Source organism: Streptomyces beijiangensis, from assembly GCF_017315755.1.
Lineage (GTDB): Bacteria > Actinomycetota > Actinomycetes > Streptomycetales > Streptomycetaceae > Streptomyces > Streptomyces beijiangensis.
This window is the reverse complement of sequence record NZ_JAFLRJ010001591.1, coordinates 1-318: the sequence shown is the minus strand read 5'-3', so window position 1 is coordinate 318 and position 318 is coordinate 1. Positions and strand designations below refer to the sequence as shown.

The 318-nt window shown below is 73.3% G+C and carries 1 protein-coding gene; it reads right to left on the bottom strand.

What is annotated here, in order from left to right:
• Positions 1 to 19 precede the first annotated feature (19 nt).
• Positions 20 to 318, bottom strand: a 299-nt coding sequence (locus J0695_RS42815; protein ID WP_443727222.1) for an AMP-binding enzyme, incomplete at its 5' end; no start/stop codon positions are given.

Here is a 318-nt window from a genome sequence, read left to right as displayed (position 1 = left end):
CTCGCGCGCGGTGAGCCGGTCAGTCGTGGCGCAGCGCCCGCTTCATGATCTTCCCCATGTCGTTGCGGGGGAGCGCGGCGAGGCGGTGGAGCACCCGCGGACGCTTGTGCGGGGCCAGGCGGGCGGCGACATGGTCGGCCAGTTCGTCGAGAGCGGGCGGCGCCCCCGGATCCGCCGGGACGACCCACGCGACGATCCGCTCGCCCAGATCGGCGTCCGGCTCCCCGGTCACCGCGGCCTCCCGGACACCGGGGTGTTCCAGCAGCGCGTTCTCGATCTCACCGGCGCCGATCTTGTACCCCCCGCTCTTGATCAGGT